Origin of the sequence: Prescottella equi, from assembly GCF_020171745.1 — a bacterium.
Taxonomy (GTDB): Bacteria; Actinomycetota; Actinomycetes; order Mycobacteriales; family Mycobacteriaceae; genus Prescottella; species Prescottella equi_A.
Genome location: NZ_JAIVAH010000018.1, coordinates 51,473 through 75,979 on the forward strand (window position 1 = coordinate 51,473; position 24,507 = coordinate 75,979).

Below are 24,507 nucleotides of genomic sequence, written 5' to 3' on the forward strand. Positions count from 1 at the left end.
TCGAAGCCGCCCTGTCCCACGCGGGACAGGGCGGCTTCGCTGTTCCCGGCCGTGTCCGATATAGCAGTACGGACATATCTCGAGTCCGATTTCGCATTCGACAGGCATTCGCACGCGCCCGAGGATGGGACGGTGACCGACCCGCAGATCGACGCGGACTACAACGTCCGCAACACCGTCTCCCCCCAACTGTTCGACGCGACCGTCGAGGAGTATCGACGGCGCTCGCGGGAGACCGTCGACGGACTCGACGGATTCGCCGATCTTCGCTTCGATCCCGACAGCACCGAACGCCTCGACGTCTGGGGAACCGGACCGGGACTGCGTCCGGTGTTCGTGGCCGTCCACGGCGGGTACTGGCGGGCGCTGTCGCGGCACCACACCGCGTTCATGGCGCGCATGCTCGACGACGCCGGGATCGCCACCGTCGCGGTCGACTACGGACTGGCACCCCACACGCCGCTCGAGGAGATCGTCCGGCAGGTCCGGGCGGCGGTCGCCTGGGTGTACCACCACGGTGCCGAGCACGGACTCGACCGGGACCGGATCGTGGTGGGGGGCAGCTCCGCGGGCGGTCACCTGACCGCCACCACGATGGTGTCCGGGTGGCAGGCCGATTTCGGACTGCCCGACGACGTCGTGCGCGCCGCGATGCCGATCAGTGGACTGTTCGACATCCGCCCGCTCGTGAACTCGTTCGCCAACGAGTGGCTGAGCCTGGACGACACCCGTGCGAGCGCCCTGAGCCCGATGCTGCAGACCGATCGTGTGGGCCCGCGCGCGGTGATCGCGGTCGCGGAGCACGACGGCGTCGGTTTCCTCGAGCAGAGCCGGATGTTCCACAGCGCGTGGGCACGCCGGTCGGAGAGCGAACTACTGGTCGTCCCCGACCGCAACCACTACGACATCTTCCTCGATCTCACCGAACCGGACTCCGCGCTCAGTCGCGCGCTACTGGGGTTGTTCGCCGGTCTCGGCGACCCGTCCTGACACGATGGCGGCACGCGAAAGCTGCTTCACCGCAATACAGTTGCGCATCGCAACCACCAAATCGCTGACGGTATACGCGGGACAGGGTCGTCGCTAGGATTCCCCCATGGACATGCCCAAACTGCTGGACGGGCGCCTCAAGCTCCGCCACCTTCTCCTCGTCGACGCACTGACCAGTCAGGGCAGCGTCGTCGCCGCGGCCGCGGCCCTGCATGTCACCCAGCCGGTCGCGACACGGAGCCTGCACGACATCGAGTCCATTCTCGGTGTCTCCCTGTACGACCGGGGGCCTCGCGGCATCACTCCGACGATCTTCGGGGAGGCGTTCACCGCGCATGCCCGCGCGGTGATCGCGCAGCTGACGCAGGCCGGTCGGCATGTCGTCGAGCTCGCGGACGCCGACCGTGGAACCGTGGTCGTGGGAACACATCTCGCGGGTTCGAATGTGCTCCTGCCCGGCGCGATCGCCCGGCTGAAGAAGGAGCGCCCACTTCTGACAGTGGTGGTCCGCGAGGGCACCCCGGAGATGCTGCTGACCGAACTGCAGTCCGGGCGTATCGATCTCATCGTCGGCCGGCTCACGTCCCCCACCGACGAGATGGCCGTGCGCCGCACGTTGTACGCCGAATCGGTCGAGCTCGTGACGCGTCGGGGCCACCCCCTGGCCGGCCGGAGCGAGATCCAGCTGAGCGATCTCACGCAGTACCCCTGGATCCTGCCGGGCGTGGAGACGGCACTGCGCCGCGAACTCGAGGAGTTCTTCGCCCGCAACAGCCTCGCGCTGCCCGAGAACCGGGTGGAGGCCACGTCGTTCCTCACGGTGCGTCAGCTACTGATCGAGACCGACATGGTCGCGGTCCTCCCCAGCCTCATCCCCCGCGACGACGTTCGGCTCACCACCCTGCCGATCACGCTGGATCCGATCGGCCACAGCGTCGGCATCACACTGTCGGCCGGACGCACCCTGAGCCCGTCGGCCTCCGCACTGGTGGACTTCCTTGCCGAGTTCGCGGCCGAGATCGCACCGGCCCGAGCCTGACACGGAGAACGAGTCGGAGCCGCCCACCGAGAAGGTGGACGGCTCCGGTTCCCCCGACGGGATCAGGCGGGAACGACCGCAGGTTCGTCGTGCTGCAGGCCCCGCGAGGAGTCCGGCACGACCCGGAACAGGGCGATCGCACCGACCAGGCTGATCGCGCAGACGGTCGCGAGGTACCACGTGACGCCGGCGGACGATCCGGTGGCGTCCAGCAGCGCGGTGGCGATCATCGGCGCGAGACCGCCGCCCAGGATCGCGCCGCTCTGCAGGATCAGCGACGAACCCGAGTAGCGCACCTTCGCGGGGAACGTGTCGGCGATGATGCTGCCCTGCACGCAGTGCGTGACCGGGACGATCAGACCCATACCGAGGAACGCGATCACGGCGATCACCGAGTTCTCGGTGTTGAGCAGCGGGAAGAACACGATGCACCACGCCAGGATCGCCGCCGAGCCCGCGATGAACATCGTGCGGCGACCGTGCTTGTCGGCCACCCTGGTCCACACCGGAATCGACGCGAACCACAGCACGGCGGCGGCCGTCACGCACAGGATCAGGAACTGCTTGTCGAAGCCGAGGTGCTGACTGCCGTAGGACAGCGAGAACACCATGAAGGCGTACGCGACCGCAGAGTTCGCGAGAACCGCGAGCAGGGTGAGCGACAGGCGCGGGAAGCCGACCTTCAACGACTCACGCAGCGGGAACTTCGACACCTCGTTGTTCTCGACGATCCCGGTGAACGACGGGGATTCGGTGACCCGCAGACGGATGACGAGACCGATTGCGACGAGAACGAAGCTGAGCAGGAACGGGATCCGCCAGCCCCACGAGGAGAACGCGCTGTCCGACATCACCGAACTGGTGGTCAGGAAGATGCCGTTCGCGAGCACCAGCCCGGCCGGCGTGCCCATCTGGGGGAAGCCGGCATAGAGATTCTTCTTCCCGGCGGGGGCGTGCTCCATCGACATCAGTGTCGCTCCGGCACCCTCACCGCCGAGTCCGATGCCCTGCACGACGCGCATCGCCACGAGCAGGATCGGGGCCCACACTCCGATCGCGTCGTAGTTGGGGATGAGGCCGATCAAGGTCGAGCCGATGCCCATCATGACGAGCGAGACCACGAGCGTCGCCTTGCGGCCGATCCGGTCTCCGTAGTGCCCGAACACCAGGCCGCCGAGCGGACGGGCGATGAACCCGACTGCGAACGTACTGAACGCGGCGAGCGTACCGGCCGTAGGACTCAGGCTCGGGAAGAACTGCTTGTTGAAGATCAGGGCGGCGGCAGTGCCGTAGAGGAAGAAGTCGTACCACTCGAGGGTGGTGCCGGCCAGGGTCGCCATGGCGACGCGGCTGCGCGCGGCCGGGGCGGGGGCGGGGCCCCGCCCTCGTGTCGTACTGTCGGTCATCGCAGATACCTATCGGGTGTCGAGGGGAGGCGGTCGGATATCCGAGATCCGTTCTTCGCCAAAGGAATCCGGCGGCCTTTTCGGCCTCGTACGAAAGATTCTGCACGCGTGAGACATGACTCACAAATGCCGAATCGGCCGCCGGGTATCTCAATTTGGCTATGCCTCAGGCGATGTCGGAGAGCCCGAGGAACCGCTCGGCATTGCCGCGCTGGATCAGGTCCCGCGAGACCTCGTCCAGGAACTCACTCTTGCGCACGACCTCCCCCACCGGCCGCTCCCCCAGCGGGTACGGATAGTCGCTGCCCACCATGACTCGGTCCACACCGACGGTGTCGACCAGCAGGCGCAGCGCACGGTCGTCGAACACCACCGAGTCCACGTAGAACCGGCCGAGGTAGTGCGACGGCGGCATCTCGGACGTGCCGATGATGTCGTTGCGACGGTGCCAGGCGTTCTCCATCCGCCCGAGCCAGAACGCGAACGATCCACCGCCGTGGGCGAACCCGATCTTCAGCCGGTCGTCGATGCGGTCGAAGACACCACCGAGGATCAGCGCCAGGATCGACAGGTGGGTCTCGGCCGGCATCGCGGTGAGCCACTGCGCCATCCACCGATCCAGGCGCGGCGACGAGTCCATGTCCCACGGATGCACGAACACCGGGACGTCGAGCGACGCGCAGTGCTGCAGGAACGTCACGACGCCCTCGCTGTCGAGGTCGCGGTCGCCCACGTGGTTGCCGATCTCGACGCCGCGGTGCCCGTTGGCGACACAGCGTTCCACCTCACGGCAGGCCGCGTCGGCGTCCTGCAGCGGCACCTGACAGAACGGGATCAGCCGGTCCGGGGCCGGGGCGACGATGTCGAGTGCGAGGTCGTTGAAGATGCGGGAGATCCGCTCGGCCTGCTCCCCGGTGCGCCCGTAGTTGAAGAACGCCGGCGTGGGCGAGACCACCTGGGTCCGGACACCGTCGGCATCCATGTCCCGCAGTCTCGTCCCGGCATCCCAGGCGTCGGCCTGGATGCGCCGGAACTCCTTGGAGCCCATCATGATGACGGCCTCCGACTCGCTCTCGACCCGTAGCCACGGGGCGTCCGGACCGGCGTCCGCGGTGAGGTCGGGCCACCCCTTGGGGACGTAGTGGGTGTGGATGTCGATGATGCCGCTCACGTCAGCCCTTTCCGGGGTGCAGTGCACCGCAGTTGTCGCACGTGCGGGCCTGCTCGTCCTCGTAGAACTGCACGAACACGGGCGGCAGGTCGGCGACGATGTCGCGCACCTGCAGCTCGATCTCGTGGATGAGGTGGTTGCAGTCCAGGCAGTACCACTGGAACTTCTCGAGGGTGCCCTCGCGCCGAACCCGCTCGATGACCAGACCGATCGAGCCCGCGGTGGGCCGCTGCGGCGAGTGCGGCAGATTGCCCGGCAGCAGCCAGGTCTCGCCCTCGCGGATGTGGACCCGCTGCGGCCCGTCCTCGGTCATGACGTCGACGTGGATGTCGCCCTCGAGCTGGTAGAACCACTCCTCGTACGGGTCGAGGTGGTAGTCGGTGCGCTGGTTGGGTCCGCCGACGACCTGGACGATGAAGTCGTCGCCGAGCGCCATCGTCTGGTTGTTCACCGGCGGCGCGAGCAGATGGCGGTTCTCGGCGATCCACTTCTGGAAGTCGATGACGGGCGGGATACTGGTCATGAGTGATCCTTCGTGTCGGCGGAGGTCGTGCGTCGGTCGGCGGGGAGGTACGCCACGCCCTGGATTTCGATCAGTAGGTGCGGGTGCGGAAGCTGGTGCACCGCAACCGTGGTTCGGGTGGGACCGGTCTCGTCGAACATCTCGGCGTACACCTCGTTGTATCCGCCGAAGTCGTTCATCGAGACGAGGTAGGACGTGACCTGGACCAGGTCGCTCAGGTCGCCGCCGACCTCGGCCAGGATCGCCGCGATGTTCTCGATCACCGCGCGGGTCTGGGCTCGGATGTCGAGGTTGGTCGTTCCCATCTCGTCGACCTCGACGCCGACGAATGTGTTGTCCGGGCGGCGTGAACTGGTCCCGGAGACGTAGACGAAGTCACCGGCCACCTTCACGTGTGGGAAGCGCCCGCGAGGTGTGGCCAGGCGCTCGATCACCTTGGCGGCATTGTCGCTCATGCGATTCCCTCCACCGTCACGCTGCCCAGACCATCGATGTCGCATCGCGCGACGCCGACGGTGAGCGGGATCGCCGCCGTCGCGGCGCCCGCGAGAACGACGTCGCCGGCGCGCAGCGGGATGCGTCGGCGCCGGCTCATGTCGAGCAGCGCGTGCAGCGCATTGACAGGGTCGTCGAGGATCGCGGCGGTGGAGCCGTCGACCGTCTGCCCGCCCGCTTCGAGGCGCACCGCGAGATCGCCGACAGACCGCACCGACTGCCACCGGCCGACGACATACGCGGCCGCGGACGTGTTGTCGGCAACCACGTCGGTGTAGGTGAATCGGAAGTCCCGGTAGCGGGAGTCGATGATCTCCATCGCCGGAGCGACCGCGTCGATGCAGTCCTCGATATCGACGGTGGGGTCGTCGAGGTCGACGTCGCGCGCCAGGCGGTATGCGATCTCGGGCTCGATCTTGGGGTGGATGAAGCGGTGGAGATCCACGGTTCCACCGTCGTCGACGGTCATGGTGTCGGTGAGCCGGCCGACGATCACGTCGGACACCCCCATCTGGGCCATCTTCGCCTTGCTCGTGAAACCGAGCTTGACGCCGACGAGCGTCTCGCCGCGGTCCAGACGACGTCCGACGAGCGCCTCCTGGATGCGGTACGCGTCGTCGACGCCCAGCTCGACGTCGTCCGCGAGGCTGAGGGTGTCGTGCACCCCCACCTGCGCGCCGTCGAGTCGCTGCGCGAGCGCCTCGATCTCGTTGCTGCTCAATGTCTTCGATGTCACGGTTATCGCTCCTGAGGGTTACAGCGCCACGCACACGTTGGTCGGCTCGGTGTAGAAGTGCAACGAGGATTCGCCGCCCTCCCGGCCGATGCCGGAGAGTCCGACACCGCCGAAGGGCGATCGCAGCTCGCGGGTGAACCACGTGTTGACCCAGGAGATCCCGACGTTCATCTTCTGCGCGACACGGTGTCCGCGTCGCAGGTCGTTGGTCCACACCGACGCGGCCAGGCCGTACTTGGTGTCGTTGGCGAGCGCGATCGCTTCCGCCTCGGTTTCGAACGGCACCAGCGCCGCCACGGGCCCGAAGATCTCCTCCCGAAGAACGGGGTCCTCGTTGGTCAGCCCGGTCCACAGCGTGGGCTCGATCCACGACCCGAACGCGAACTCCTGCCCCAGATCCGGAATCCCGCCGCCGGTCAGGGTCTTGGCCCCCAACTGCTCGGCCATCTTGAAGAAGCTCATCACCTTGTCGCGGTGTCCCTGCGAGATCAGCGGCCCGGTGGTGGTGGCGGGGTCGGTCGGGTCGCCCAGCCGCAGCCGCTCGGCGCGCTCGGCGAGACCGGTGGCGATGTCGTCGAAGATGCTGCGGTGCACGTACACCCGTTCGGTGCACAGGCACACCTGCCCGGTGTTGGTGAACACGGACTTGGTGAGTCCGGTGAGCGCCTCGTCGAGATCGACGTCGTCGAACACGATCGCGGCGTTCTTTCCCCCGAGTTCGAACGAGACCGGGCGCACTCGCGGTGCAACGGTTTTCATCACGTGCGAGCCGGTCGCGGAGGAGCCGGTGAAGGTGACGCCGTCGATCCCGGGATGTGCCGTGAGGTACTCACCGGCGGAGTTGCCACCGAAGCCGTGCACGACGTTGTACACGCCGGCCGGCAGCCCGACCTCGGCGAGCACCTCCGCCAGCAGGGTCGCGGTCGCCGGGGTCTCCTCGCTGGGCTTGACCACCACGGCATTGCCGCACGCGAGCGCCGGCGCCACCTTCCAGGTGAGCAGCAGCAGCGGCAGGTTCCACGGCACGATCACCGCGACCACGCCGAGCGGCTTGCGGACCGCGTAGTTGAGCGCCTGCCGTCCGCCCGCGAGGTCGGTCATGAACGATTCCTGACCGGCGGCGGCCGCGACGTCGGCGAAGGTACGGAAGTTGGTGAGGGCGCGGGCGACGTCGAGTTCGCGGGCCTGGGTGATCGGCTTGCCGGTGTCCGCCATCTCGGCGGCGACGAATTCCTCGAAGCGCTCCTCGATACGGTCCGCGGCCCGCCGCAGGAGTGCGGCACGTTCACGGACCGGGGTGTCGGCCCAGCCGTTGTCGAGCGCCCTACGGGCGGAGTTCACGGCGCGGTCGACCAACGCCTGGTCGGCCTCGTGCACCTGGGCGAGGACGCGTCCGGTCGCCGGGTCGACCTGGTCGAATCCGCGTCGCGGATCGGGGTCGACGAAGGTGCCGTCGACGAAGTTACGGATCCAGCCGTCGAGGATTGAAGTCATGGCTCAATGGTCGAGGCCCGTTCCATGCCGAACAAATGCCAAATCAGCTGCGTGCCATGCCTGAAATGACATACGTCGCCGACGGGGCTGCGGGAGCGGGCGGTTCAGCCCCTCGACACCTCGCGCATGATCCCGTCCAGCAGTTTGGTGAGCCCGTATTCGAACGCGCCGTCCGGGTCCGCGGGCGCCTGATAGAGCTCACCGACAGCGGAACCCACCCGCGCCGACAGCGGGAACAGACTCGGCGGCATGGCCGCCGCCAGTAACGGGCCGTACACCTGCCACCACTCCGCGTCGCTCAGTTGCCGCGTGGCGTCGAGCGCCGCAACCGCCACCCGGGCGTTGCCGGTGGCGAACTCCGACAGCACCGCGATCACCCTGTCCATCGCAAGGTCCGACAGGCCGATGCCCTCGATCGCGGCGAGGTGCTGTTCGAAGCGGCGCATGCGCCCCGGACCGAGGACGTGCCGCCAGGGCGGCACCTCGAGGAGCCAGGGGTGCGCGATCAGCTCGGCGCGGACCTGGCGGGCGATGGCGGCCATGCGTTCACGCGGCCCGAGCTCACCCGAGATCAGGATGGTGTCCTCGTCCGCGACCGCGTCGACCATGAGGACCGCGAGCGCATCCTTGCTGGGGATGTAGGTGTACAGGCTCATCGGACGCAGCCCCAACTCGGCGGCGACCGCACGGATGGAGACGCTCGCATACCCCTCCCGGTCGGCGAGAACGATCGCTGCAGCGACAACGGCGTCGACACTGACCGTCTGCTTCGGGCCACGCCTGACCGGATGCGACGGAAGCTCGTGCCGCCACAACAGGTCGACCACCTGTTTTGCCTGGTCGGCGCTGATCTCCTCGGCCACGGATCCCCTTCGGAACAAATTCGGTACGGTGTACGTTGTAACCGATACTCCGTACACCATACGTCAATTTCGGGGGTCCGCTCTGCCCAGCACACACGCCACCTATCTGCCCGATCGGCACATGTTCGCGCTCTGGACGTGGACGGGCCACCGGAGCGGTCCGGCCCCGGACATCCGGGGCGACCGCGAAAAGATCGCCCTCGCACTCCCGGTCGGCCCGGGCGGCGCGATCGAGGTAGCCGACGTGGACACCAGGCTCGTCGACACCACGACCCTCGCCGGTCTGACGCTCGATCCCGCGGGAGAGTCGCTGACAATCTGGCAGGACGCTCTGCGGGCCGCCGACCCACGCGCCGGCGCGGATACCGAAAGCCCGACCCTGCCGGTCGCAGCCCACGCGGTGCCGAACGCCTCCGGCACCGCGATCGTGTCGGCGGAACACGCCGTTCGCGTCCTGCACGGCACCGAGGCCGTGGCGACGGAACTGCTTTCGACACTGCAGGCACAGCTCCGGCCCTATCAGGCACGCGGCATCGGCTGGCTCCAGGACACCGTCGCCGCACACGGCGGTGCGGTGCTCGCCGACGAGATGGGACTCGGCAAGACCGTGCAGACCATCGGCCTCCTGCTCGGGCGCGCGGAGGCCGAGCCGCAGCTGGTGGTGTGCCCGACATCGCTCACCGGGAACTGGGCGCACGAGATCGGACGGTTCGCGCCCGGACTGCATGCGACGGTGTGGCGCGGCGGGGAGATCCCCGGCGGACCGGCAACCGTCGTCGTCGTGGGATACCCGACCTTGCGCATCCACGGCGAACTGTTGGCCGGACAGCGCTGGGGCACGGTGGTCTTCGACGAGGCGCAGGCTCTGAAGAATCCGCGCACCCAGATCTCCAAGGCCGCGCGGGCGTTGGACAGCGCAGCGAAGGTCGCGTTGACCGGGACCCCGGTGGAGAACCACCTCGACGAGCTGTGGGCGCTGGTGAACCTGGTCTCCCCCCACTTTCTCGGCCACCGGGCGCAGTTCCGGCGACGATTCGTCCAACCGATCGGGGCAGGTTCAGCCGCTGCGGCAACTCGGCTGCGTGACGCGATCGAACCGATCGTGCTCGCACGCAAGAAGATCCAGGTGGCCTCGGCGCTGCCTCCGAAGATCCACAACCACATGCTCTGCGATCTCACCGCCGAACAGGAGGAGATCTACGACCTACTACTCTCGGAGGCCGTCGACGACGGATTCGGCTCCGGTATCGAACGCCACGGTCGCGTCCTCGCGGTCCTGACCTCACTGAAGCAGGTCTGCAATCATCCCGGGCTCGTCACCGGAGAGCTGGAGTCGCTCGCCGGCCGGTCCGGAAAGCTCGACCTGTGCACGGACATCCTGGCCACCAACTTGGAAACCGACAGCCCGACACTGGTTTTCACCCAGTACCGCCGGACGGGCGAGCTCCTCGTGCGCCATCTCGCCGATCAGTTCGCGATCACGGCGCCGTTCCTGCACGGCGGGCTGAGCCAGTCCGAACGCGCCGGAATCGTGTCCGGGTTCCAGGCCGAGGACGGACCGCCGGTGGTGATCCTGAGCCTGCGCGCCGCCGGTACCGGACTGACGCTGACCCGCGCCGCCGACGTGATCCACTTCGACCGCTGGTGGAATCCCGCGGTCGAGGCGCAGGCCTCCGACCGGGCACACCGGATCGGCCAGACCCGCCCGGTCACCGTCACCACACTCACCTCGACCACCACCGTCGAGGAACACATCGCGGGCATGCACGACCGCAAGGCCGCACTCACCGATCTCGGCGACACGGCGGGCATCGCCGCGCTCGCCGGGCTGAACGACGAACAGCTGATCGAGATCCTGCGCCGCAAGAGGGAGAGCTGATGGTGGACGACGAATTCGGCTACACCCCATGGGGCAGGGACTGGGTACGACTGGCACAGCCGCTGCACCAGAGCGGGCCGGCACGCCTGCTGCTTCCCCGCGCCCGCAGCTTGGCACGCAACAACCTCGTGCAGGCGACGATCGAGGGACGGTTCGTGCACGCCTCCATCCACCGTGGCGGTCAGGCATCGGTGACCCGACTGGAGGTGGCGCCGCTGAGCAGGGCGTCGATCACCGGTATCTCGGAAATCGTTCCGGACACCACCGTGCTGACCGACGACATCCACCAGGCCATCGTCTCGGCTGGGATCTCGCTCGCACCCGTTCTCGCGGACACCGACTGCTCGTGTTCGGCGCGGTCCGCGCCCTGCCTGCACCTGCTGGCGGTCCTCTACGAGATCGCGCGCCGAGTCGACGAGAATCCCCAGACAGCCCTGGAGATCCAGGGCTATACAACTGCAGCACTGCATGATTCGGATATTCCAGCGCCCACCGCGCGCTGGACACCGGTCAGCGCGCTCAATCCGGCGGCGTTCTTCGAGAGCGCGCCGGGCTGAATCGTTCGGCCGTAGGCAGTCAGCTGCGCAGATACTCCAACTGCACCCGCACCGACTGCTCGGCGGCGGGCCACAGCGTCTCGTCGACGTCGGTGTAGACGTGTTCGACGACCGCCCGCACGTCGGCGTCGGCGCCGAGAAGCGCGAGGGCGCCGCGGACCTGGGCGAGCCGTTCCTCGCGGTGGGCGAGGTAGTACTTGGCGACCGCTTCGAGGTCGGGGAGTTCCGGACCGTGTCCGGGCAGGACCGTGCGGCCGGGGCCGAGGTCGATGAGGGTCCGCATCGACTCGAGGTAGTCGCGCAGGTTGCCGTCGGACGCGTCGAGGACGGTGGTGCCGCGGCCGAGGATGGTGTCGGCGGTGAGCACCGACCCCTCCTCCTCGATCACGAACGACACCGAGTCGGCGGTGTGCCCCGGGGTGTGCAGCACCCGCAGCGTCAGTCCGGCGGCCTCGATCAGTTCGTCGTGGTCGAGTCCGCCACCGCCGCCGCGGCGGAACTCGTCGCGCACGGCACGGACCGGGGCACCGGTCAGTTCGAAGAACCGATCGATGCCGCCGGTGTGGTCGTGGTGCCGGTGCGAGATCAGCGTCAGTACGACGGTCCCGACGCCGGCGACCCGCGCCAGGTGCTCGGGGTCGTCGTCTCCGGGATCGACCACGATGCACTCGTCGCTACCCGGTGCGCGCAGGATCCAGGTGTTGGTGCCGTCGAGCGAGTACATGCTCGGGTTCTGCTCGAGCATGACGGCCGCGACGGGTGTGACCTGGCGTAGCTGGGCGTACGCGGGGTGCTGGAGCGTCATGGGCGCGCCTTTCGTGACGGACCGACAGTGGACCCGGAAAATCCGGGCACTCGAAACCGACATCACTGTACGACCCCGAGCCACTGCCGGTCGCGCCACCCGACACCTGGTGCGGCGCAGGCGCACTCACATATGCGTGCCGCCGTCGATCCGGATCTCGGTGCCGGTGACGAACTTGCCGTCGTCGGAGGCCAGCATCGCGATCACACCGGCGACGTCCTCCGGCGGCGCGAAGCCCTCGCCGATCCACGGGTAGAGCTTGCCGATCAGGCTCGGATCGACGCCCTCGGGGAAGCCCGGGTCGCTGGTCATGCCGGACGCGATGCTGCCCGGCTCGACGGCGACGGCGCGCAGGCCCTGCTTGGCGTACTCGAGCGCGATCGCGTGGGTGAAGGAGCGGATGCCGCCCTTGGTCGCGGCATACGCGGCCATGTACGGGTGCGCGAAGTGCGCGGAGGTGGAACTGAAGTTCACCACGACGCCCTTGCCGGTCGCGAGCAGCGCGGGCAGCGCCTCGCGGGTGACCAGGAACGTGCCGGTCAGGTTGACCCCGACCACCTTGTTCCAGAAGTCGAGGGTGGTCTCGTGCGTGTGCGACGAGCGCAGGATGCCGGCGGCGTTGATCAGCACGTCGAGACCACCGAGGCCCTCGATCGCGCCGCCGATGTTCTCGCGCACCGAGTCCTCGTTCGAGATGTCCACGACCGTGGTGGTCAACCGGTCGGCGGTGCCTGCCGCTGCGGCGCGCTCACGAGTGACCTCCAGCCCGGCCTCGGAGACGTCGGCGCCGACGACGATGCCGCCCTCCTCGAGGATGCGGGCGACGGTGGCCTGGCCGATGCCGGATCCGGCACCGGTGACGATTACTCGGCGGCCTTCGAATCGCTTCATGTTCTCTCCTGTTCGCTTACAGTGGTGTGGTGCAGCCCACTGGCACAGTAAGCCTTGATGGCACGTTGTGTCACGCATTTGTTCCGAACAGAACCGGTAGTCTGCGATTCGAAACGAGTGGAGGACCCGACATGCCCGGTCTGCAGCCAGTGACGTCGCTGACCGAGCGGCGCAAGGCGGCGACACAACTCGAGATCTCCCGCCGCGCGGGTGAACTGTTCTCGACGCGCGGCGCCTCCGCGGTGACCGCCGAGGAGATCGCGGCCGCGGCCGGCATCGGACTGCGCACGTTCTACCGCTACTTCCGCACCAAGGAAGAGGCCGTCGCACCCCTGCTCGCGGGCGGGGTGACCGGCTGGATCGCGTACCTCTCCGAGGACCCGGACTCCACCACCGAGACCTCGGTGCGCGACGCGATCGAAAACGCGACCCGGCGCGCCCTCACCCCGGCCGACGACGTGGCCGAGGAGATGCTGCACTGGACACGCGGTCTGCTCCGGACCGTGCACGACGAACCGGGACTGCACGCGGTATGGCTTCGGGTGCAACACGATTCGGAGGAAGGGCTGGTCGGCGCCCTCGCGGCGCTGATGGGTCCGGACGCGGACCCGATGATCGTTCGGCTCACCGCCGCGGCCGTGAACGCCGCGATGCGCATCGCCGTCGAGACCTGGGCGGCGACGGACGCGCCCACGACCGGACCGGGCGGGCCCGCCGACCTCGCCGAGCGGTGCATGCGCACGCTGCTCGATCACCCCGCACTCACCGCCGAAAACAACTGAGCCGCAACCCCTTTCCGGGGATGCGGCTCAGCGAGTGCCGGACGCGCTCAGCGCACCTCGGCGATGATCTCCACCTCGACAGGCGAGCCGAGCGGCAGTTCCGCCACACCGACGGCCGACCGGGCGTGGATGCCGGCGTCGCCGAAGACCTCACCGAGGAACTCCGACGCTCCGTTGATCACACCGGGCTGGCCCGTGTAACCCTCGGCGGAGGCGACGAAGCCGACGACCTTGACGATCCGCACGATCGAGTCGAGCCCGACGAGGGCATCGACCGCGGCGAGCGCGTTGAGCGCGCAGGTGCGGGCGGCGTCCTTGGCGTCGGCGTCGGACACGTCGGCGCCGAGCTTGCCGGTGAGCGGCAGCTTGCCGTCCACGAACGGCAGCTGGCCGGAGGTGTAGACGTGGTCACCGGTGCGGACGGCGGGCACGTAGGCCGCGACCGGCGCGGCGACCGGCGGCAGCTCGATGCCCAGTTCGGCCAGACGTGCGGTCCACGACTGCGCAGTGTCGGTCACGGGCCTCAGCCCTTCGGACGCTTGAGGTACGCGACGTGCTGCTCGCCGGTCGGGCCGGGCAGCACCGTGACCAGCTCCCAGCCGTCGCCACCCCACTGATCGAGGATCGCCTTCGTCGCGTGCGTCAGCAGCGGGACGGTCGCATACTCCCAGGTAGTCAATTCGCTCATACCGCTGAGCCTATCCCCCGCACATTCGCGTCCCGCGACTTATAGGCTCGTGCCCGTGGCAGCACCGACAGACACAGCCGCGCAGGGGCGGCCCGACGCCGACGAGCAGGCCTGGCCGCCCGTCGCCGACGCGGCGCGCCTGCATTTCGTCTCCGGTAAGGGCGGGACCGGGAAGTCGACCGTGGCCGCGGCGCTCGCGCTCGCGCTGGCCGCCGGCGGCCGACGCGTCCTGCTGGTCGAGGTGGAGGGCCGGCAGGGCATCGCGCAGCTGTTCGACGTACCCCCGCTGCCGCCGCAGGAGACCAAGGTCGCGACCGCCGAGGGCGGCGGCGAGGTGTTCGCGCTCGCGGTGGATCTCGAGACCGCGTTCCTCGAATACCTCGACATGTTCTACAACCTGGGCTTCGCGGGCCGCGCAATGAAGAAGATCGGCGCCGTCGAGTTCGCCACGACGCTCGCGCCGGGCCTGCGGGACGTGCTGCTCACCGGCAAGATCAAGGAGTGCGTGATCCGCACCGACAAGTCGGGCCGCCAGGTGTACGACGCCGTCGTGGTCGACGCGCCGCCGACCGGCCGGATCGGCAAGTTCCTCGACGTCACCCGGGCGATGTCGGAGCTGGCGAAGGGCGGTCCGATCCACTCGCAGAGCCAGGGCGTGGTGCGGCTGCTGCATTCGGAGCAGACCGTCGTACATCTCGTGACGCTGCTCGAGGCGCTGCCCGTGCAGGAGACGGCGGATGCGGTGGCCGAACTCCAGGCCGCCGACCTCCATCTCGGGACGGTGATCGTCAACCGCAACGACACCCGCTTCCTGCCGTCCGACGCGCAGGCCGACGCCGCGAAGGGGCGGATCGACGCCGACGCGGTCCGGGCCGGGCTCGCGACGGCCGGCATCACACTGTCGGACGACGATTTCGCCGGCCTGCTGACCGAGACCATCGAGCACGCGGCCACGCTGGCCGCGCAGGACGAGAGCGCAGCTCAACTCGACGAGGTGAAGGTGGCCCGCATGCATCTGCCCGCGCTGGTGGACGGCGTCGACCTCGGGGGGCTCTACGAGCTGGCCGAGCGACTCACCGAGCAGGGCGTGCGATGAACCCGCCGCGGAAGGCTCCCGCCCTCGACCTGTCCGGCATCCTGACGAACCCGAAGACGCGGATCGTCGTGTGCTGCGGCGCGGGTGGCGTGGGCAAGACGACGACGGCCGCATCGATGGCATTGCGGGCCGCCGAGCAGGGCCGACGCGTCGCGGTGCTGACGATCGATCCGGCTCGCCGGCTCGCGCAGGCGCTCGGCGTCCAGGATCTCGACAACGAGCCCCAGCTGGTGCAGCTCGCGCCCGGTTCGACCGGCGAACTGCACGCGATGATGCTCAACATGCGGCGCACGTTCGACGAGATGGTGCTCGAGCATTCGGCCCCGGACAAGGCGCAGCAGATCCTCGCCAACCCCTTCTATCAAACCGTCGCCACCTCGTTCTCCGGCACGCAGGAGTACATGGCGATGGAGAAGCTCGGCCAGCTCGCCGCCGACGACCGCTGGGACCTGGTGATCGTCGACACCCCGCCGTCGCGCAACGCGCTCGACTTCCTCGACGCACCGCAGCGGCTGGGCGCGTTCCTCGACGGGCGGATGATCCGCCTGCTCACCGCCCCGGGCCGCGGCATCGGCCGGCTCGTGACGGGCGCGATGGGGCTGGCCCTCAAGGGCGTGTCGACGGTGGTCGGCAGCCAGATGCTGTCCGACGCGTCCGCGTTCGTGCAGTCGCTGGACTCGATGTTCGGTGGTTTCCGGGAGCGGGCGAGCCGCACGTACGAGCTGCTGCGCCAGGAGGGCACGCAGTTCGTGGTGATCGCGGCCGCCGAACCGGACGCGCTGCGCGAGGCCGCGTTCTTCGTCGACCGGCTGTCCGGCGACCAGATGCCGCTCGCGGGGCTGGTGCTGAACCGGACGCATCCGACGCTGTGCTCGTTGCCCGCAGATCACGCGCTCACCGGCGCCGATCTGCTGGACGAGAAGGCGGCCGACGATCAGGCGGCCGTGCTGACGTCCGCGATCCTGCGGGTGCACGGCGATCGTGCGGTGACCGCGAAGCGGGAGGTGCGGCTGCTCGGACGGTTCACCGCGTCGCATCCACAGGTGCCCATCATCGGTGTGCCGTCGCTGCCGTTCGAGGTGTCCGATCTCGAGGCGCTGCGTGCCGTCGGCGACCAGCTGACCCGACAGGGCTGAACCCATAGAACAGGGCGCACAGCCACGGCCGTGCGCCCTTCGAGTGTTCGTGGTGTGGTCGGTCCTACTCCCCGACGAGGGCCGACACCGGTTTCGCGGTCAGACCGCGGACTGGTGGTGACGCTGGGCTTCGAAGAACTCCGCCCAGGACTCCACCTCGGGATGCTGCTTGAGCAGGGCCCGACGCTGACGTTCGGTCATGCCTCCCCAGACTCCGAACTCGACGCGGTTGTCGAGCGCATCGGCACCGCACTGCATCAGGACCGGGCAGTGGCGGCAGATGGTGGCGGCCTTGCGCTGTGCGGCGCCGCGTACGAACAGCTGATCAGGGTCCACTTCTCGGCAGCGCGCCTGCGCGACCCACTGAATGCGCGCTTCGGCCTGCTCGTAGTCGAGCCGCGTCGCGGGACTGGTCATGTGCATTCGGTTCCCCTTCGTCCGAACGCCGTTCCCCACGGCGCCCGAAATCCTCGAGCGACCCTCGCAAATAGCACGAGAGGTACACACCACATTCCTAATCCAGTGTTAGCTGTATCACACTGACCTGAGTCAATCTAGGTAAAGGAAGCGCGAAGCGCAAGATCAGCCCGACACTTTCTGGTACGAGCGTGCATACTTCGCGGCAAATGCCCGGCTCGGGCGCGAAGTTCATCCGCGGTTCATCCGTGGCCGACAGGCCCGTCCGAGCCGTCCACCAGGGCACACGGTCCGTTCGACGTACTCTGTACAGCGTGTCGAGAGCCAAAACGATCGCCAAGCTCGCGGGATGTTCCGCACTCGCCGGTGTTCTGCTCGCGGGAGCGATGTTTCCGCTGGCAGGCGGGTTCGGATTCGCGTCGAACCGTGCCGCCGACGCCGTCGACAACGTCTCCGCCGAACTCGTCGAGGGCACCGTCCCCGCGGTCTCGACGATGACCGACGTCGCCGGGAACCCGATCGCGTGGCTGTACGAACAGAGACGCTTCGAAGTCCCGAGCGAACAGATCTCCAACGAGATGAAGCTCGCGATCGTCTCGATCGAGGACAAGCGCTTCGCCGACCACGACGGTGTCGACTGGCAGGGCACGCTGCGCGCGGCGATGACCAACACCACGAGCGGCGAGGTCCAGCAGGGCGCGTCGACGATCGACCAGCAGTACGTCAAGAATTACCAACTGCTGGTGGTCGCGCGTAACGACGCCGAACGCCGGGCCGCGATCGAGACCACCCCGGCCCGCAAGATCCGGGAGATCCGGATGGCCCTCACGCTCGACAAGAAGCTGTCCAAGGACGAGATTCTCACGAGGTATCTGAATCTGGTCCCGTTCGGCAACGGGTCGTTCGGCGTGCAGGACGCCGCGCAGACGTACTTCGGCGTCGACGCGAAGGACCTGAACCTCACGCAAGCCGCGATGCTCGCCGGCATGGTGCAGTCGAGTTCGGCTCTCAACCCGTACACCAACGTCGACGGCGTGACCGAGCGGCGCAACACGGTGCTCGACACGATGATCGCGAACATCCCCGAGCGGGCGAACGAGATCCGGGCCGCGAAATCGACGCCGCTGGGCGTGCTGCCGCAGCCCAACTCCCTGCCCCGTGGATGTATTGCGGCGGGCGACCGCGGCTTCTTCTGCGACTACGCGCTGCAGTACCTGGCCGCGTCCGGCGTCAGCCGCGAGCAGATCAACAAGGGCGGCTACACGATCAAGACCACGCTCGACCCGGTCGTGCAGGACTCGGTGAAGAGGGCCCTGGTCAAGAACGCGGACCCCAAGCTCGACGGCATTGCGAACGTCATGAACGTGGTCCAGCCGGGCCAGGATCAGCACCGTGTCCTCGCGATGGGGTCCAGCCGTACGTACGGCCTGGACACCTCGAAGGAGGAGACGGTCCAGCCGCAGCCGTACACCCTCGTCGGTCACGGCGCCGGCTCGATCTTCAAGATCTTCACGACGGCCGCCGCGATGGAGAAGGGGCTCGGCACCAACGCGGTGCTGGACGTTCCCCAGCGCTTCGAGGCGCGCGGCATGGGTAACGGCGGCGCCCGCGGTTGCCCCGCCGCCACCTATTGCGTCGAGAACGCCTCCAACAACTATCCGGCGAAGATGTCGGTGACCGACGCGCTCGCGCAGTCGCCGAACACCGCGTTCGTCAAGCTGATCCAGTCCACCGGCGTCACCCCGACCGTCGACATGGCGGTGCGGCTGGGCCTGCGCTCGTACACGGCCAACAGCTCGTCCGGTTTCGGCGACCAGAGCATGGCCGACATGCAGAAGTCGCAGAACCTCGGCTCGTTCACGCTCGGTCCGACGTGGGTCAACCCGCTCGAACTCGCGAACGTCGCGGCCACCCTCGCCTCGCACGGCAAGTGGTGCCCGCCGACGCCGATCGATTCGATCACCGACCGCGAGGGCAAGCCGGTGTCGCTGACGCAGCAGGCCTGCGAGCAGGTGGTCGACCCGGGCCTGGCCGACACACTGGCCGTGGCCATGAGCAAGGACGACGCCCCCGGCGGCACGTCGTTCGGGGCGGCGAACTCGGCCGGCTGGAAGCTGCCGATGTCGGGCAAGACGGGAACCACCGAATCCCACATGTCGTCCGGCTTCCTCGGCTTCACCAACAACTTCGCCGCCAGCGTCCTGGTGTACGGCGACTCCCCCACCCCCGGCGAGATCTGCTCCGGGCCGCTGCGGCCGTGCGGTGACGGCAACCTGTACGGCGGCACCGAGCCCGCCCGCACGTGGTTCGACGCGATGATGCCGGTGGTGGGCAACTTCGGTCCCACGACTCTGCCGCCCGTCGACGACAAGTACGTCAGGGGTTCGCAGAACGCCCAGGTGCCCGAGGTCGTCGGAATGAACCAGGACGCGGCGACGGCTGCCCTGAAGGCGGCCGGGTTCTCGGTGAACCCGGTGAACACCAAGTCGGACGCCCCCAGGGGCAATGTCACCGGCAGCGCGCCGTCCGGCCTGGCGGTGCCGGGCTCGGCGGTGACGATCTACGTCAGCGACGGATCGGTCCTGGCGGCACCGCCCGGTTCCGCCTCGCCGCGCACCTCGACGCCCGGCGGCTGATCGATCTACACCGGTGCGGTTTACGGTCCCCGCGCACGGGGTATTCACCGTGTGCGGGGACCCGCCGGGTCCCCTCGGCCGGATAGAGGTCCGTCATGATCGTTCTGGGTTTGATTCTGCTGGTGGTCGGCTTCCTGACCGGCATCTCGATCCTGTGGACCATCGGGATCGTCCTGCTCGTGATCGGTGTCATCCTGGCGATTCTCGGTGCGACGGGCCGCGCCGTCGGTGGTCGGAAGTATTGGTATTGACCCGAACGGCCGTACGGGCCGGCGATGCTTCGGGGGTTTACCGCACCGGGTTCGCGGGTAGCAGACCTGTATGAACCTTCGACATCTGTACAACCGCGCCGAGTCGGCGTCGTTCCTCGACGGCGTCAGCGCCGCGCTGCAGCACCGGATCCAGGACGGTCTGGGCCGCACGGCGATCGGTGACCGTCTCCGCGGCGACTGGCTCGGACATCCGGTCCATCCTGGTCTGGTCGCCCTCCCGATCGGGGCGTGGACCGCTTCACTGGTCTTCGACACGGTCCTCCGCGACCACCGGACGGCCCGCCGCCTCATCGGGCTGGGACTGATCACGACGCCGCCTGCGCTCGCGACCGGTTGGGCCGATTGGAGCGAGCGCGACGTCCGTCAGCGCCGCGTCGGACTACTGCACGCCGGCGCCAACGCGACGGGAATCGCGTTGATGCTCGCGTCGTTCCGTCGTCATCGGCGGGATCCGGACGCACGGGACGCGCTGGCGACAGGGCTGTCGATCGCCGCCCTCGGTGCGGTCGGGGCGGGTGGCGCACTCGGTGGACATCTCGTCTTCGGACAGGGCGCGGGGCTGGCAATGACACCCGCCAACGACGGTCCGGCATTCGATCCCGTCCTGGCCGACGTCGACCCCCGTGCCGAATCGCAGCCGACGAACGGCCATTTCGCACACGTCGGACTGCACAGGAAGGATCACCAGTGACCGAATCCCGAGCACTCACGGGCCGCACCGTCGCCATCCTCGCGACCGACGGGGTCGAGGAGGTCGAACTCGTTCGGCCGCGTACCGCTGTCGCGGATGCCGGAGCCACCGTACGACTTGTGTCGTTGTCCGCCGGGCAGATCCAGGCGATGAACGGAGACGTGCACGAGGCCGGGCGCTACGACGTCGACACCGCGGTCGGGGACGCCTCCGTCAGCGACTACGACGCACTGATCCTGCCCGGCGGTACCACGAACCCCGACCAGTTGCGTCAGGACGAGAGCGCCGTGGCCTTCGTGCGCGAGTTCGTCGAGGCCGGCAAACCTGTGGGCGTCATCTGCCACGGGCCGTGGACACTGGTCGAGGCGGACGTCGTGCGGGGCCGGACCCTGACGTCGTATCCGAGCGTGCGCACCGACATCCGGAACGCCGGCGGCAACGTCGTGGACCGGGAAGTCGTCATCGACGGCACCCTGGTGTCGAGCCGCAACCCCGACGACCTTCCGGCGTTCTGCGATGCCATCGTCGACGTATTCTCGTCCGCGTCCACGCAGGTGTGAGAACTATCCGCGGCCGACCGTCACCGAGACGCCGTCCGGCACGGCCACCACGTCGTTCGCGACCGCGCCTAAGCAGGTGAGGTTCGGGCGGCGGGGCGCGACGAGAACCGGCTTGCCGGTGAAGCCGCTGCCCGGCCCGACCGAGGTCGGTGTGCCGAGTCGCACTCGTGCCCGCGGGACCTCAGCGCACGAACCGGACGCCCCGTAGTAGCCGACGGACTGGTAGCCGAAGGGCCGCGCGAGCCGCAGCTCGTTCCAGATCTGGACGCCACCGAGCGAGCGCGGGTATCCCGTCGTGCCGTCGTCGATGGCACCCTGCCAGTAGTTGGAGCCCATCTGCTCGACACGCAGCGTGTAGGTCTTTCCCGGAACGAAGTCGAACAGTTCTCCGCGACACGTCATTCCACCGGGCCCGGGATTGATCGGACCGCATCCGGCGTACTGGATGTCGGGACCGAAGTAGCTGAAGACCGTGCGCGCGACGAGCGGTCCGTCCGCGGTGGGGCGCTCGATCTCGAGGCCGATGTAGCCGTTCTGCCAGTTCTGGAAACCGAAATGCTGGCCGACGGAGAGGGTTTGCCCCGGACCGGTCACGCCGATCTCGTCGATGGTGACCGGGAAGGCGAACCTGAAGATCCCGCGTTCGCCGCCGTTGGTCGCGAGCCAGTCGATCTGGACCAGCTCACCGGGAACCACGGTGGCCGAAGCGGTAGCCGGAGTGGCCACCGCGACAGCAGCGGCCACACCGAACGCCACCGCGAACGAACGTGCCGTCTTCGAACCGATCCACCCCATGCCGATCTCCTCCCCGTGGAGGGCTTGGCAGCCCTCGATCATGATGTTGATCTTGCACGGGGATTCGGTCGTTACGGACAGAAACGACCACACTGATCGTTCGCGCTCCGATCACCGTCAGAGCAGTCCCCTTCGGACCGCGGCTTCGATTGCCTGTTCCCTGCTCGAGACGCCCAACTTCCGGTACAGGTTGCGGGCGTGGGTTCGCACGGTGTTGACGGAAAGATGCATCTCCTTCGAAATCTCCTTGAGCGTCGTGCCCGTCCGCAGCTTCACGAGGACCTGCCGCTCGGTCGGCGTCAGGCCCGGATTGCGCCCGGCGGAGACGGAGGCGAGCTTCGCCCGCACGTGGTCGAGGAACTGATGCGGGACACCCTCACCCGGACGGATCGCGGGCAGTAGTTCGGCGACGTCGCCGGCAAAGTTCATGAATGGACGCACGATGAGATTCGACTCGGCCAACTCGAGCGCGCGACGGATCGACGTGACAGCGTCGGCGTAGCGCCGACTGCGAGCCTCGGTGACCGCCAGCAGCACTCGGGCATGGACGGCGAGAATGCGTGAGTGCGACGACTCCGACTCGAGTACCGACCTCAGGATTCGCTCAGCCGTCGAAACCGCCCCTGCCTCGAGTGCGATCAGCGCCTGCGCCACTTGGACGTCCGGGTTCTCGCCGAAGAGCTCGGATGCACCGCGCACGATGTCCTCCGCGCGCGCCGACCTGCCCGCTTGCACGAGCACAGCGACCGATGTGACGACGTAGTTGCTGGTGAATCCCTTCTGCGGACCTCGGGCCATGACCGAGAGCATCGCCCGGCAGACGGCATCCATGTCCTCGTCCGTGGCCTGCGGGAGGCAGCAGGCCCGGACGATCGCGAATGCAACCTGCGCATGATTGCCGGTCACCGGATCAGTCGTGCCGTCCGGCCGCACATAGTTCGTTCGGTTCGCCATCGCACTGTGCAACGGACTGTCGTCCAGCAACCACTCGCCTCGGTGGTACGTGCACATACAGAGGATCGCGGCGGATTGTGCCGCATCGGTGCGCTCGGTGAGGTCGTGCTCCGCCGCGTAGTCGACGGCATGCTCGGCGCGGGCCCTCATCGTCGCCAGCTCGCCCCTCGCAGCAGCGAGGATCGCGAGTCGCGCAAGGCAGCGCAGCACGAGGCGTGGGTGCCCGCCGAGATCGGCGAGCGCCAATGCCTCCTTCAGCACGCGCTCGCTCCGGGCGAACCGTCCCGAGAGCATGTGGGCAGCAGCGCATTGCACGAGTATGTAGCAGTCCAGATCGATGCCGCCGGTACCGCAGTCCGCGACCGGATCCATCGCCTCCGCCCGAATCCCCGTGCCGCCGATGAGGTCGGCCTCCATCCCCAGTGCTGCGGCGAAGCTCTCGACAGCCGGAGAATTCGGCCGCCCTTCCGGCGGAGACGCGACACAGCGGAGGTGAGCCCGGGCGGCATGCGGATCGTTCGACTCGAGTGCGACGAGGGCCCGGAGCAGCCGGACACACGAAAGGCGCCCGTTGCGCACACCCAGCGCGTCGACCACCTGGTCACCCAGCCCGTCGAAGACTGCGGCCGGACCGTACCGGTGGACGACCTCCTCGACGACGCGTTCGTCCGACACCACCGCGAGGTGCGCGAACGCTGCCAGGATGTTTCCGGACTCGGCCAGCGAACGTGCGACAACCGCGAGTGATCGTGCGTAGTGTTCCGAATCCGATTCGCGCAGCACCGCTCTCATGTGGATACGCACCAGGGGATGCCACGAGTAGGTCAGTTCACCGTCGACGACCTCCCGCCGAACCGGTACGCCCAACCGCTCACACTCGTGGAGGTACCGGTCGGCGTTCTCTCCGACGAGGTCTTCCATCAAACCGTCCGTGAACCGCTCGACGACACTGGTCGTGAGGACGAACCGCACGAGGTGCTCGGGCAGATGCGCAAGGGTCTCACCCACGACGTATCCGGACACCTGCTGCGGGCGCATCGGCAAGGCGGTGATGTCACCGCGAACATCACCACCGGTTCCCACGAGTAGTGCCGCGCTGCAGACGGCACCTGCCCACCCCGCGGTGACCTCGAGTACCGTCTCGAGATCGCCCGCGGACACCCCACCGTGATGAGCCGCGAAGATACTCGCGATCGAGTCGCGCTCCAACGCAAGCTCTTCGCAGCCGAGGAACGACAGGGAACCGTCCGACGCGTACTTGGACCACGGTAGGCCCGGTGCGTGGCGCGCCGCCACGACGAAGGTGATGCGCGAGGGCAGCGATGCGACGACAGCGGTCAACTGAGCGAGCGCCCCGTTGTCGGTCACGACGTGTGCATCGTCGAGCACGAGAACGCCGGCCGTGTCCTGCGACTCGATTCTCGACAAAGCGCCGCGTACCCTGCGCTGCAGTTGGGCGGCGTCGTTGTCGGCGGGATCCAGCGTCAGCCATGCCACGTTCCGGGCGGGCTCGGCACCCGCGCGGTTCGCGATCCAGGTCTCGAGCAAGGTGGTCTTGCCCGCTCCTGCCGGAGCACACACCAGGACCTTGGCAGCGGACACGCGCGCAACCGCCGAATCCAAGACCGCGA

At 68.2% G+C, this 24,507-nt stretch carries 25 protein-coding genes; 11 read left to right on the top strand and 14 right to left on the bottom strand.

Annotated features, from left to right (window positions below; genetic code table 11):
- Positions 1-132 precede the first annotated feature (132 nt).
- Positions 133-990: an alpha/beta hydrolase gene (locus LCL87_RS15095; RefSeq protein ID WP_225020975.1), complete on the top strand. Its 858-nt coding sequence runs from the start codon at positions 133-135 to the stop codon at positions 988-990.
- A gap of 106 nt (positions 991-1,096) precedes the next feature.
- Positions 1,097-2,029 carry a LysR substrate-binding domain-containing protein gene (locus LCL87_RS15100; protein WP_225020977.1) on the top strand — a complete coding sequence of 311 codons (933 nt, stop codon included), beginning with the start codon at positions 1,097-1,099 and terminating at the stop codon, positions 2,027-2,029.
- A 62-nt stretch (positions 2,030-2,091) separates the two neighbouring features.
- Here LCL87_RS15100 and LCL87_RS15105 read toward each other — a convergent pair whose 3' ends face one another.
- The 7 genes from LCL87_RS15105 to LCL87_RS15135 all read right to left on the bottom strand — a co-directional run bounded on the left by LCL87_RS15105 (position 2,092) and on the right by LCL87_RS15135 (position 8,717).
- Positions 2,092-3,435 carry an MFS transporter gene (locus LCL87_RS15105; protein WP_225020979.1) on the bottom strand — a complete coding sequence of 448 codons (1,344 nt, stop codon included), beginning with the start codon at positions 3,433-3,435 and terminating at the stop codon, positions 2,092-2,094.
- A gap of 166 nt (positions 3,436-3,601) precedes the next feature.
- Positions 3,602-4,606: an amidohydrolase family protein gene (locus LCL87_RS15110; RefSeq protein ID WP_225020981.1), complete on the bottom strand. Its 1,005-nt coding sequence runs from the start codon at positions 4,604-4,606 to the stop codon at positions 3,602-3,604.
- Between the two features lies 1 nt (position 4,607).
- Positions 4,608-5,129, bottom strand: a complete 522-nt coding sequence (locus LCL87_RS15115) for a 3-hydroxyanthranilate 3,4-dioxygenase (RefSeq protein ID WP_225020984.1) — start codon at positions 5,127-5,129, stop codon at positions 4,608-4,610.
- A complete protein-coding gene (locus LCL87_RS15120) occupies positions 5,126-5,584 on the bottom strand; it encodes a RidA family protein (RefSeq protein ID WP_225020986.1) in 459 nt (152 codons plus the stop codon). Before LCL87_RS15120 ends, LCL87_RS15115 begins: the two co-directional genes overlap by 4 nt.
- Positions 5,581-6,360: a 2-keto-4-pentenoate hydratase gene (locus tag LCL87_RS15125; protein ID WP_225020988.1), complete on the bottom strand. Its 780-nt coding sequence runs from the start codon at positions 6,358-6,360 to the stop codon at positions 5,581-5,583. The genes LCL87_RS15120 and LCL87_RS15125 overlap by 4 nt, the downstream gene beginning before the upstream one ends.
- A gap of 18 nt (positions 6,361-6,378) precedes the next feature.
- On the bottom strand, positions 6,379-7,854 hold the full coding sequence (locus LCL87_RS15130; protein ID WP_225020990.1) for a 2-hydroxymuconic semialdehyde dehydrogenase: 1,476 nt from the start codon (positions 7,852-7,854) through the stop codon (positions 6,379-6,381).
- 104 nt (positions 7,855-7,958) lie between these two features.
- Positions 7,959-8,717, bottom strand: coding sequence for a TetR/AcrR family transcriptional regulator C-terminal domain-containing protein (locus LCL87_RS15135; protein WP_225020992.1), 759 nt, complete (start codon positions 8,715-8,717; stop codon positions 7,959-7,961).
- Positions 8,718-8,838: 121 nt separating this feature from the next.
- On the opposite strand from LCL87_RS15135, the gene LCL87_RS15140 reads away from it, so the two are divergent.
- Together LCL87_RS15140 and LCL87_RS15145 are read left to right on the top strand one after the other, a co-directional pair.
- Positions 8,839-10,596 carry a DEAD/DEAH box helicase gene (locus LCL87_RS15140; protein WP_225020994.1) on the top strand — a complete coding sequence of 586 codons (1,758 nt, stop codon included), beginning with the start codon at positions 8,839-8,841 and terminating at the stop codon, positions 10,594-10,596.
- Entirely contained in the window at positions 10,596-11,153 is a 558-nt protein-coding gene (locus tag LCL87_RS15145; RefSeq protein ID WP_225020996.1) for an SWIM zinc finger family protein, read from the top strand. Before LCL87_RS15140 ends, LCL87_RS15145 begins: the two co-directional genes overlap by 1 nt.
- A gap of 19 nt (positions 11,154-11,172) precedes the next feature.
- On the opposite strand, the gene LCL87_RS15150 is transcribed toward LCL87_RS15145, so the two are convergent.
- A complete protein-coding gene (locus tag LCL87_RS15150) occupies positions 11,173-11,958 on the bottom strand; it encodes an MBL fold metallo-hydrolase (protein WP_225020999.1) in 786 nt (261 codons plus the stop codon).
- Between the two features lie 126 nt (positions 11,959-12,084).
- Entirely contained in the window at positions 12,085-12,849 is a 765-nt protein-coding gene (locus LCL87_RS15155) for an SDR family oxidoreductase (protein WP_225021001.1), read from the bottom strand.
- Between the two features lie 131 nt (positions 12,850-12,980).
- Between LCL87_RS15155 and LCL87_RS15160 the strand changes: the two genes are divergently transcribed.
- Positions 12,981-13,631, top strand: a complete 651-nt coding sequence (locus LCL87_RS15160) for a TetR family transcriptional regulator (protein ID WP_225021002.1) — start codon at positions 12,981-12,983, stop codon at positions 13,629-13,631.
- Between the two features lie 47 nt (positions 13,632-13,678).
- Here LCL87_RS15160 and LCL87_RS15165 read toward each other — a convergent pair whose 3' ends face one another.
- Complete coding sequence (locus LCL87_RS15165) at positions 13,679-14,149, bottom strand: RidA family protein (RefSeq protein WP_225021004.1); 471 nt, start codon at positions 14,147-14,149, stop codon at positions 13,679-13,681.
- A gap of 5 nt (positions 14,150-14,154) precedes the next feature.
- On the bottom strand, positions 14,155-14,319 hold the full coding sequence (gene sp36, locus LCL87_RS15170) for a Sp36 family protein (RefSeq protein ID WP_005515911.1): 165 nt from the start codon (positions 14,317-14,319) through the stop codon (positions 14,155-14,157).
- A gap of 55 nt (positions 14,320-14,374) precedes the next feature.
- Between sp36 and bagA the strand changes: the two genes are divergently transcribed.
- Together bagA and bagB are read left to right on the top strand one after the other, a co-directional pair.
- Positions 14,375-15,415 (top strand): ATPase BagA, encoded by a 1,041-nt coding sequence (gene bagA / locus LCL87_RS15175; RefSeq protein WP_510850778.1) that lies wholly within the window; start codon positions 14,375-14,377, stop codon positions 15,413-15,415.
- On the top strand, positions 15,412-16,551 hold the full coding sequence (bagB, locus tag LCL87_RS15180) for an ATPase BagB (protein WP_225021006.1): 1,140 nt from the start codon (positions 15,412-15,414) through the stop codon (positions 16,549-16,551). Before bagA ends, bagB begins: the two co-directional genes overlap by 4 nt.
- A gap of 99 nt (positions 16,552-16,650) precedes the next feature.
- On the opposite strand, the gene LCL87_RS15185 is transcribed toward bagB, so the two are convergent.
- Positions 16,651-16,974 (bottom strand): WhiB family transcriptional regulator, encoded by a 324-nt coding sequence (locus LCL87_RS15185; protein ID WP_064066863.1) that lies wholly within the window; start codon positions 16,972-16,974, stop codon positions 16,651-16,653.
- A 326-nt stretch (positions 16,975-17,300) separates the two neighbouring features.
- Here LCL87_RS15185 and LCL87_RS15190 point away from each other — a divergent pair, with 326 nt between their 5' ends.
- The 4 genes from LCL87_RS15190 to LCL87_RS15205 all read left to right on the top strand — a co-directional run bounded on the left by LCL87_RS15190 (position 17,301) and on the right by LCL87_RS15205 (position 21,127).
- On the top strand, positions 17,301-19,604 hold the full coding sequence (locus tag LCL87_RS15190) for a penicillin-binding protein (RefSeq protein WP_510850787.1): 2,304 nt from the start codon (positions 17,301-17,303) through the stop codon (positions 19,602-19,604).
- Between the two features lie 95 nt (positions 19,605-19,699).
- On the top strand, positions 19,700-19,855 hold the full coding sequence (locus tag LCL87_RS15195) for a DUF6131 family protein (protein WP_225021008.1): 156 nt from the start codon (positions 19,700-19,702) through the stop codon (positions 19,853-19,855).
- A 70-nt stretch (positions 19,856-19,925) separates the two neighbouring features.
- Complete coding sequence (locus tag LCL87_RS15200; protein WP_225021010.1) at positions 19,926-20,567, top strand: DUF2231 domain-containing protein; 642 nt, start codon at positions 19,926-19,928, stop codon at positions 20,565-20,567.
- A complete protein-coding gene (locus LCL87_RS15205) occupies positions 20,564-21,127 on the top strand; it encodes a type 1 glutamine amidotransferase domain-containing protein (RefSeq protein WP_225021011.1) in 564 nt (187 codons plus the stop codon). Before LCL87_RS15200 ends, LCL87_RS15205 begins: the two co-directional genes overlap by 4 nt.
- A 3-nt stretch (positions 21,128-21,130) precedes the next feature.
- Here LCL87_RS15205 and LCL87_RS15210 read toward each other — a convergent pair whose 3' ends face one another.
- Both LCL87_RS15210 and LCL87_RS25905 read right to left on the bottom strand, forming a co-directional pair.
- Positions 21,131-21,922, bottom strand: coding sequence for a hypothetical protein (locus tag LCL87_RS15210; protein ID WP_225021013.1), 792 nt, complete (start codon positions 21,920-21,922; stop codon positions 21,131-21,133).
- 117 nt (positions 21,923-22,039) lie between these two features.
- Positions 22,040-24,478 carry a LuxR C-terminal-related transcriptional regulator gene (locus LCL87_RS25905; protein WP_225021015.1) on the bottom strand — a complete coding sequence of 813 codons (2,439 nt, stop codon included), beginning with the start codon at positions 24,476-24,478 and terminating at the stop codon, positions 22,040-22,042.
- Between the last annotated feature and the right edge of the window lie 29 nt (positions 24,479-24,507).